The organism is Streptomyces phaeofaciens (assembly GCF_014648915.1).
GTDB classification, from domain to species: Bacteria; Actinomycetota; Actinomycetes; order Streptomycetales; family Streptomycetaceae; genus Streptomyces; species Streptomyces phaeofaciens.
This window is the reverse complement of sequence record NZ_BMSA01000072.1, coordinates 1-9,843: the sequence shown is the minus strand read 5'-3', so window position 1 is coordinate 9,843 and position 9,843 is coordinate 1. Positions and strand designations below refer to the sequence as shown.

Annotated in this window: 1 protein-coding gene and 1 pseudogene; both read right to left on the bottom strand. The window is 73.1% G+C overall.

What is annotated here, in order from left to right; genetic code table 11:
- Window positions 1-8,756: pseudogene (locus IE275_RS45335) on the bottom strand (type I polyketide synthase); the annotation flags it as partial.
- Window positions 8,757-8,865: 109 nt separating this feature from the next.
- Window positions 8,866-9,843: beta-ketoacyl reductase (locus tag IE275_RS45330; RefSeq protein WP_189718557.1), on the bottom strand; the 978-nt coding region annotated here is incomplete at its 5' end.

The following is a 9,843-nucleotide window of genomic DNA, read 5'->3' as shown; positions in this document are numbered from 1 at the left end:
TGGCGGGCGATGAGTGAGCCGAGCGTGCCGGTGCCACCGGTGATCAGCACCGTGCCCTCCGGATCCCACCGTGCCGCCTCGCCGGCGGCAGCCCGCGACGGAGTCAGCCGGGGCACGAGAACCCGGCCGCCCCGCACGGCGTACTGCGCCTGCGCACCGTCACCCGAGCCCACCGCCGCGACCACGGCGCGCACGGCGTCCGGCTCGTCGACGTCGGCGATCGCCACCCGCCCCGGATGCTCGGCCTGTGCCGACCGCACCAGCCCCCACACGGCGGCCGCCGCCAGGTCGGAGACGTCCTCACCGTCCCGGACGGCCACCGCGCCCCGGGTCACCAGCACCAGACGCCCGTCCGTGAACCGGTCGTCGGCCAGCCACTCCCGCAACAGTTCCAGCGCCCGGGTCACCGACTCGCCCGCCAGTTCCTCCCGCGACCGGTCCCACGGGACGACGACCACCTCGGGCGGCGCATCGGCGAGCGCACCGAGACCGGGGACCGTGACCACCGAACCGAGTGCCGCGCCCAGCCCCAGCGCATCCGGCCCTACGACGGCCGCGCGGACGCCGGGGGACGCGGGCACCGCCGCCGTACCGCCCGGGGCGGACTCCGTCCACGTCACCTCGAACAGCGCGTCCGCCGCCGTGACCGCACTGCTCGCCGCGGCCAACTGCTCCCGCGCCACCGGACGTACGGCCAGCGAGGACACGGTCGCCACCGGCCGGCCGTTCTGGTCGGCCGCGGTGAGGGTGAGGGTGTCGGGTCCCTGGGGTGTGATGCGGACGCGGAGGGTGGTGGCTCCGGTGGCATGCAGGGTGACGCCGGTCCAGGCGAAGGGGAGTCGGACGTCGTCGGTGCCGTCGATGCCGTCGATGCCGTCGATCAGGCTGGTGTGCAGGGCCGCGTCGAGGAGGGCGGGGTGCAGGCCGTATCGGTCGGCCGTGCCCTCCTCGCCCTGAGCGAGCCGCACTTCGGCGAAGAGTTCCTTGCCGCGTCGCCAGGCTGTGTGGAGGCCTTGGAAGGCGGGTCCGTAGCGGAGTCCTTGCTGGGCGAGTCGTGGGTAGAGGTCGGTGAGGTCGAGGGGTTGGGCGTCGGTGGGGGGCCAGGTGGTGAGGTCCCAGTCGGGGTGGGTTGTCGCGGGGGTCAGTGTGGCGGTGGCGTGGCGGGTCCAGCCGGTGTGGCTTGTGGGGCGGCTGTGGATGGTGAGGCTGCGGCGGCCGGTGTCGTCGGGTGCTTCGACGGTGAGTTGGAGGTCGGTCGTGTCGTCTTCGGGCAGGACGAGAGGTGCCTGGAGTGTCAGTTCCTCCACGACGTCGCATCCGGCGCGGTCGGCGGCTTGTGCGGCGAGTTCGACGAGTGCGGTGCCGGGCAGGAGTGTGGTGTCCCATACGGCGTGGTCGGTGAGCCAGGGGTGGGTGTGGGTGGAGATTCGGCCGGTGAGGAGGAGTGTGTCGCTGCCGGCCAGGGGGATGGTGGCGTCGAGGAAAGGGTGTGCGCTGGTGGCCGCTGGGGTGGGGGTGGCCTCCAGCCAGTAGCGGTTGCGTTGGAAGGGGTAGGTGGGGAGGTCGATGTGGTGGGTGTGGCTGGTGGGCCAGGTGACGGGGCTCCCGTGGGTGTGGAGGTGGGCTGCGGAGGTGAGGAGGCGTTGCCAGCCGCCTTCGTCGCGGCGGAGGGTGCCGGTGACGTGGCCGTCGGTGGCTTCGTCGATGGCGGGGACGAGGACGGGGTGGGGGCTGCATTCGAGGTAGCTGGTGTGGCCGTCTTCGGTCAGACGCTTCAGGGTGGGTTCGAGGAGGACGGTCTGGCGGAGGTTGGTGTACCAGTACCCGGCGTCGAGCTGTGCGGTGTCGATGGGCTCGCCGGTGACCGTCGAGTAGAAGGGCACGGTGCTGGTGTGCGGGGTGGTGCCCTTCAGTGCCTTGGCGAGGTCGCTTTCGATGGCTTCGACGTGTGCGGTGTGGGAGGCGTAGTCGACGTCGATACGGCGCGCGTGGACGCCTTCGGTCTCGCAGTGGGTCAGTAGTTCGTCGAGGGCGGTGGCGTCTCCGGCGACGACGGTGGTGGAAGGCCCGTTGAGCGCGGCTATGGATATGCGGTCCGGCCATCGTTTCAGCAGCTCGGTCGCGTCCTTGCTGCTCAGGGGCAGGGAGACCATTCCCCCGTGTCCGGCGAGTTTGAGGATGGCGCGGCTGCGGAGGGCGGCGATCTTGGCGCCGTCTTCGAGTGTGAGTGCGCCGGCGACGACGGCTGCGGCGATCTCGCCCTGGGAGTGTCCGACGACGGCGGCGGGCTCGACCCCCAGCGACCGCCACAGGTCGGCCAGCGACACCATCACGGCGAACAGGGCGGGCTGGATGACGTCGACCCTGGTCAGCGGCCGCCCATCACGCAGCACTTCGCTCAGCGACCACTCCACATGCGAGGCAAGCGCCGCCTCGCACGCGGCGATGGACTCGGCGAACACCGCAGACGTGTCGAGGAGTTCGACGGCCATCCCGGTCCACTGTGATCCCTGGCCGGGAAACACGAACACCGGCTGCCCGCCGTCTCCGTGCCCGGTGACGACACCGGGCGCCTCGTCGCCGGACGCCAATGCCGCCAGCCCGACCAGGAGTTGCTCCCTGCTGGTACCCACCACGACCGCCCGCTGCTCGAAGCGCGTCCGGCCGGAGGTGAGGGCTTGCGCCACGGCCGAGGGGGTCCACTCGGTGTGCTCGACGACCGCGTCCCGTAGTCGTGCGGCCTGCGCGCGCAGGGCCTCGGTGGAGCGTGCGGAGAGGGGCCACGCGACCGCCGGGCGGTCCGTCGGCGCTTCGGGACGGGACTCCTGCGGTGCCTGTTCCAGGATCACGTGCGCGTTCGTCCCGCTGATACCGAAGGCCGACACGCCTGCGCGGCGCGGACGTTCGCCGGCCGCCCACTCGTGTTGCTCGGTGAGCAGCTCGACCGTGCCGGCGGACCAGTCGACGTGGGTCGTCGGCTCGGTGATGTGCAGGGTCCTGGGCAGGACGCCGTGCCGCATCGCCAGCACCATCTTCATCACGCCCGCGACGCCGGCGGCGGCCTGGGTGTGGCCGATGTTTGACTTCAACGAGCCGAGCCGCAAAGGCCGTTCGGCGGGCCGGGCCTGCCCGTAGGTCGCGATGAGGGCCTGGGCCTCGATGGGGTCGCCGAGACGGGTGCCGGTGCCGTGCGCCTCGACGGCGTCCACGTCGACCGGGGCCAGGCCGGCATCGGCCAGCGCCGCCCGGATGACCCGCTGCTGGGAAGGGCCGTTGGGGGCGGTGAGTCCGTTGGAGGCGCCGTCCTGGTTGAGGGCCGAACCCCGGACGACGGCCAGGACGGGGTGTCCGTTGCGGCGCGCGTCCGACAGTCGTTCCAGCAGCAGGATGCCCACGCCTTCGGCCAGGCCGAACCCGTCGGCGTCGTCCGAGAACGCCTTGCAGCGTGAGGTCTCCGACAGTGCGCCCATCCGGCGGAAGCCGATGAACACGTCGGGTGTGGGCATCACCACCACCCCGCCCGCCAGGGCCAGTTCGCTCTCGCCCCGCCGCAGCGACTGCACGGCCAGGTGCAGGGCGACCAGCGAGGACGAGCACGCGGTGTCGACGGTGATCGCCGGGCCTTCGAGACCGTACGCGTACGCCAGCCGGCCGGAGATCACGCTCGTGACGCTGCCCGTGATGACGTAGTCCCGCACGGCCGGGGGTGCGTCGCTCGACCGTGGCCCGTAGGAGTGGGACATCGCGCCGACGAAGACCCCGGTCCGGCTGCCGCGCAGTGCCGTCGGGTCGACGCCCGCCCGCTCGCACGCCTCCCAGGAGGTTTCCAGGAGCAGCCGCTGCTGCGGGTCCATGGCCAGGGCCTCGCGCGGACTGATCCCGAAGAAGTCCGCGTCGAACGCGCTCACGTCCCGCAGGAAGCCGCCCCGCAGCAGCTCGGGGTCGTCGACGCCGAAGGCGGCCCCCGTCCGCGACCAGCCCCGGTCGGCGGGCGGTCCCGAGACCAGGTCGGCGCCCTGTGCGAGTACCTGCCAAAGAGCCTCGGGCGAGTCCACGCCTCCGGGGAACCGGCACCCCATGCCCACGATCGCGACGGCGTCCTCCGCCGGGTCCTGGGCGGCTGTACGCCTCGGCCTCGCGTCGGCGACTTCGGGACGGGTCGTGGGAAGGGCCGTGGGAAGGGCCGTGGGGAGGAGCTGCTCACGCAGGTGCCCGACGAGCGCGAGCGGCGTCGGACGGTCGAAGACGAGTGTGGCGGGCAGGCGGAGCCCGGTGGCCGTGTTCAGCCGGTTGCGCAGTTCCACCGCAGTCAGGGACTCGAAACCCAGGTCCTTGAAGGCCCGGTCGGGACGGATCGCCTCGGTCGCGGCACGCCCGAGCACGGCGTTCGCGTGCGCGCCGACGAGGTCCAGCAGGACCCGCTCCCCCTCCGCCGGTGACAGTCCCGCCAGCCGCTCCCGCAGCTCGGAACCGGCGGACGACGATGCGGCCGGTCCCTCCGAAGCACCTCGCGCCGCACGCTCCGACACGGCCCGCGCGGGCGCCAGTTCGGACAGCAGCCGGCTCGGCCGCACGGCCGTGAACAGCGGGACGAACCGCTCCCAGTCGATGTCCGAAACGGCCACGAACGTGTCGTCCTGGTCGAGCGCCTGCTCCAGGGCCGCGAGGGCCGACTCGGGCGGCATCAGCGGAAGTCCCTGTCGGCGCACCCGCTCGCGCCGCGCCTCCACGTCCATGTCACCCAGGTTCTTCCAGGTGTTGACCGCGTCCTCCCACACGCCCCACGCCACCGAGGTCATGGGCAGGCCCCGGGCCCGGCCCCGCTCGGCCAGCGCGTCCAGCGCGGCATTGGCCGCCGCGTACGCCGCATGGTCGCCGCTGCCCCAGAACCCGGCGATCGAGGAGAACAGCACGAACGCGTCCAGCTCCCCGGCGTCCAGCAGCTCCGCGAGATGTTCGGCGCCGCCGAGCTTGGCCGCGAGTACGGCGTCGAAGCTCTCCAGGGCCGTCCCGTCGACCGGCGCCAGCTCGATGTGGGCGGCGGTGTGCAGCACGGTCCGCACGGTGTGGCCGTCCGCCCGCAGCCGTGCGAGCAACTCCGCGACCGAGTCCCGGTCCGACACGTCACAGGCCGCCACCGTCACCGCGACCCCCAGCGCGGTCAGCTCGGACGACAGCTCGGCGGCACCCGGCGCGTCCGGTCCCGAGCGGCTCACCAGCACCAGGTGCTCGGCCCCCGTCTCCGCCAGCCGGCGGGCCAGCCGGGGCGCGAGACTGCCCGTGCCACCCGTGACGAGCACGGTGCCCCGGGGCCGCCACCGCCGCGCCGGCCGGGCGTTGCCCACAGCCGCGCTCACCATCCGACGGGCCACGGCGCCGCCCACGCGCACCGCCACCTGATCCTCGACCGCGCCCGGTTCACCGCCCCTCGCCACCGTGTCCAGCAGCAGAGCGAGGGACCGGTCGTCGGGTTGCGCGGGAAGATCCACCAACCCTCCCCATACGTGCGGGAGTTCCAGGGCCACGACCCGGCCGAGACCCCAGATCTGAGCCTGCGTCGGATCGGCCGGACCCTCGGCGGGACCCGTGGACACCGCCCCCTGCGTGGCACACCACAGCGGCGTCCGCAGGCCGAGGTCGTGCAGTGCCTGGGCCAGCGTCAGCGTGAGCGCGACACCCGTGGTGAGGACCCGAAACCCCGGACCACTCCGTGCGGCCGGGGTGGCCTCGGCGTCCCGGGCGAGGAAGGACAGCACCCCGGCGGGACCCTCCGCCTCGCCGCCCAGTGCCCGCAGCCGCTCCACCAGCGCGGCCCGGTCCGTGTCGGCCGCCGACAGCTCCACCACGACGGTTCGCGCGCCGCACTCCGCGAACCGTCGCGTCACCGCCGTCACCCAGGTGTCATCGGCGTACCCCTCCGGGACCACGACCCACCAGGTGCCGGCCGGCTGAGCCGCCCCGCCCCCGTCCACAGGCCGCCACGCCACGCCGTACCGCCACCCGTCGACACCGGACGGACCCCCGCTCTCCTCGACGGCCATGTCCTCGATCCAGAGGTGGCGGTGCTGGAAGGGGTAGGTGGGGAGGTCGATGTGCGGGGCATGGCCGACGGGCCAGGTGACGGGGCTCCCGTGGGTGTGGAGGTGGGCTGCGGAGGTGAGGAGGCGTTGCCAGCCGCCTTCGTCGCGGCGCAGGGTGCCGGTGACGTGGCCGTCGGTGGTTTCGTCGATGGCGGGGACGAGGACGGGGTGGGGGCTGCATTCGAGGTAGCTGGTGTGGCCGTCTTCGGTCAGCCGCTTGAGGGTGGGTTCGAGGAGGACCGTCTGGCGGAGATTCGTGTACCAGTAGCCGGCGTCGAGCTGTGCGGTGTCGATCGGCTCGCCGGTGACCGTCGAGTAGAAGGGCACAGTGCTGGTGTGCGGGGTGATGCCCTTCAGGGCTTCGGCGAGGTCGCTCTCGATGGCTTCGACGTGTGCGGTGTGGGAGGCGTAGTCGACGTCGATACGGCGGGCGCGGATCTGTTCCGTCTCGCAGTGGGCCAGTAGTTCGTCGAGGGCGGTGGCGTCTCCGGCGACGACGGTGGTCTGAGGTCCGTTGAGCGCGGCGATCGATATACGGCCGTCCCAGCGGTCGATGAGCCCGGTCGCGTCCTTGCTGCTGAGGGGCAGGGAGACCATTCCCCCGTGTCCGGCGAGTTTGAGGATGGCGCGGCTGCGGAGGGCGGCGATCTTGGCGCCGTCTTCGAGTGTGAGTGCCCCGGCGACGACGGCTGCGGCGATCTCGCCCTGGGAGTGCCCGACGACGGCGGCGGGCTCGACCCCCAGGGATCGCCAGACCGCGGCGAGCGACACCATCACCGCGAACAGGGCGGGCTGCACCACGTCCACCCGATTCAACGGCTGGCCGTTGCGGAGCACTTCGCTCAGCGACCACTCCGCGTGCGGGGCAAGCGCTGCCTCGCACGCGGCGATGGACTCGGCGAACACCTGGGACGTGTCGAGGAGTTCGACGGCCATCCCGGTCCACTGTGATCCCTGGCCGGGGAACACGAACACCGGCCGCCCGCCGTCCCCGTGACCCGTGACGACACCGGGTGCCTCGGCACCGGACGCCAACGCTCGCAGCCCATGCAGCAGTTGGTCTCGATCCGCCCCGAGCACGACCGCGCGCCGCTCCAGGGAGGCCCGTCGGGTCAACAGGGCATGGCTCACGTGGCGTACGTCCGCCGAACCGTCCCGGAGGAACGTGGCCAGCTGTCGGGCCTGCGCGCGCAGGGCCTCGGCGGACCGTGCGGAGAACACCAGAGGGACGAGTGCCCCGGACGCGGGTGCGGGCACGGGCTCAGTGACGGGAGCGGTGGGCGTCGTCTCCTCCGGAGCCTGCTCCAGGATGACGTGCGCGTTGGTGCCGCTGATGCCGAAGGAGGAGACGGCGGCCCGGCGCGGACGTCCGCCCTCGGGCCACTCCCGCTGTTCGGTGAGCAGCCGTACCCCTCCCGCGGTCCAGTCGACGTGCGGCGTGGGTTCGTCCACGTGGAGGGTGCGGGGCAGCACCCCGTGCTCCAGCGCCTTGACCATCTTGATGACACCGCCGATGCCCGCAGCGGCCTGGGCATGCCCGATGTTGGACTTCAACGAGCCCAGCCACAGGGGCCGTTCGGCGGGCCGGTCCTGCCCGTACGTGTCGATGAGGGCTTGGGCCTCGATGGGGTCGCCGAGCGTGGTGCCGGTGCCGTGGGCCTCGACGGCGTCCACGTCCGCCGGGGCGAGCCGGGCGCTCTTGAGCGCCTGCCGGATGGCGCGCTCCTGCGCGGGGCCGTTCGGGGCGGAGAAGCCGCTGCTGCTGCCGTCCTGGTTGACGGCCGAGCCTCGAACGACGGCCAGGATCCGGTGGCCGTTGCGCCGGGCGTCCGACAGCCGCTCCAGGACCAGGACGCCCACTCCCTCGGCCCAGCCCGTGCCCTCCGCGCCCGCCGCGAAGGACCGGCAGCGGCCGTCCGGGGACAGCGCACGCTGCCGGCTGAACTCGACGAAGCCCACCGGCGAGGTCATCACCGTCACCCCGCCCGCAAGCGCCAGCGAGCACTCGCCCTGCCGCAGCGACTGGCTCGCCAGATGCAGCGCGACCAGCGACGACGAGCACGCCGTGTCGACCGTCACCGCCGGGCCCTCGAGGCCCAGCGTGTAGGCGACCCGGCCCGACACCACGCTGCCCAGGCTGCCCGTCATCAGGTAGCCCTCGAGGTCGTCGGGCGTACGACGCATCCGGGACGCGTAGTCCTGGTGCATCACGCCCGCGAAGACGCCCGTACGACTGCCCCGCACCGATGTCGGGTCGACGCCCGCGCGCTCCAGTGCCTCCCACGACACTTCGAGCAGCAGCCGCTGCTGCGGATGCATCGCCATCGCCTCGCGCGGGCTGATGCCGAAGAAGTCCGGGTCGAAGAGCGCCGCGCCGCTCAGGAACCCGCCGGAACGCGTGTAGCTGCGGCCGACCGCCTCGGGATCCGGGTCGTACAGGCCCGGCAGGTCCCATCCGCGGTCCTGCGGGAACCCGGAGATCGCGTCGGTGCCGTCCGCCACCAGCCGCCACAGCTCCTCGGGAGACGTGACGTCCCCGGGATAGCGGCAGGCCATGCCGACGATCGCGATGGGCTCCGAGACCGCCCTCGCCAGCGCACGGTTCTGCTGCCGCAGGGACTCGGCTTCCTTGAGCGAGGTCCGCAGCGCCTTGACGACTTCTTCATTCGACGCGGTCAACGAATACTCCGAGGCTCTGGGGAGGACTACGGCACGTCCGGGAAGGGGGCGGTGGGTCGGGGGAGGCGGAGGAGGGAGTAGAGGTGGGAGTAGAGGTGGGGGAGGGTCACGTGTCACCGAGGGCGGCGCGGACCAGGTCGTCCAGGTCCATCTCGTCGATCGCGCTGCCGGTCTCGCCGGTGCTCTCGCCGGCGTTCTCTCCGGCGCTCGCACCGACGCCCTCGCTGACGTATGCGTCGTCGAACCTGTCGTCGTATCCGTCGTCGTGCGCGTCGGCGGACGACTCCGCCGCCGAGGACGACGTGGCCGCCACTGGTGCGGGGAAGAGCCGGGCGTCCAGGAAGCGGGCCACGGCCGCCGGGGTGGGGTGGTTGAAGACGAGCGTCGCGGGCAGCCGCAGGCCGGTCTCGGTCCCGAGGCGGTTGCGCAGTTCGAGGGCGGTCAGCGAGTCCACGCCCAGCTCCAGGAAGCCCCGCTCGGGACCGACCCGCTCGGGCTCCGCATGGCCCAGGACGACCGCCACATGACGGCGCACCAGGTCCAGCAGCGCCCGGTCCCGGTCGGCGGGCGCCAGCCCCGCGAGCCGGTCGCGCAGCGCCGCCGAACCGCTCAACTCGCCGGCACCCGGCCCGGCACCGGTCGCCGCCCGCCGCACGGCGGGCCGCACCAGCCCGCTCAGCAACGCCGGCACCCCGCCTCCCGCCCGTGCCGCCGCCAGATCCAGCCGCGCGGGCACCAGCACCGTCCGGTCCGGCCGTACGGCGACGGCCCGCAGCGCCGCGTCGAACAGGGCGAGCCCCTCCTCGGACGCCATGCCGGTGAGCCCCGTACGACGCAGCCGGCGCAGGTCCGCCTCCCCGAGGCGCCCGGTCATCCCGCTGGACTCCGCCCACAGGCCCCATGCGAGGGACAGGGCCGGCCGCCCCTCGGCCCGCCGCCGCACGGCGAGCGCGTCGAGGAAGGCGTTGGCGGCCGCGTAACCAGCCTGGCCCGCCTGCCCCAGCACCCCCGCCGCCGAGGAGAACACGACGAATGCTTGGAGGGGGTGGTGGTGGGTGAGGTGGTGGAGGTGCCAGGCGGCGTC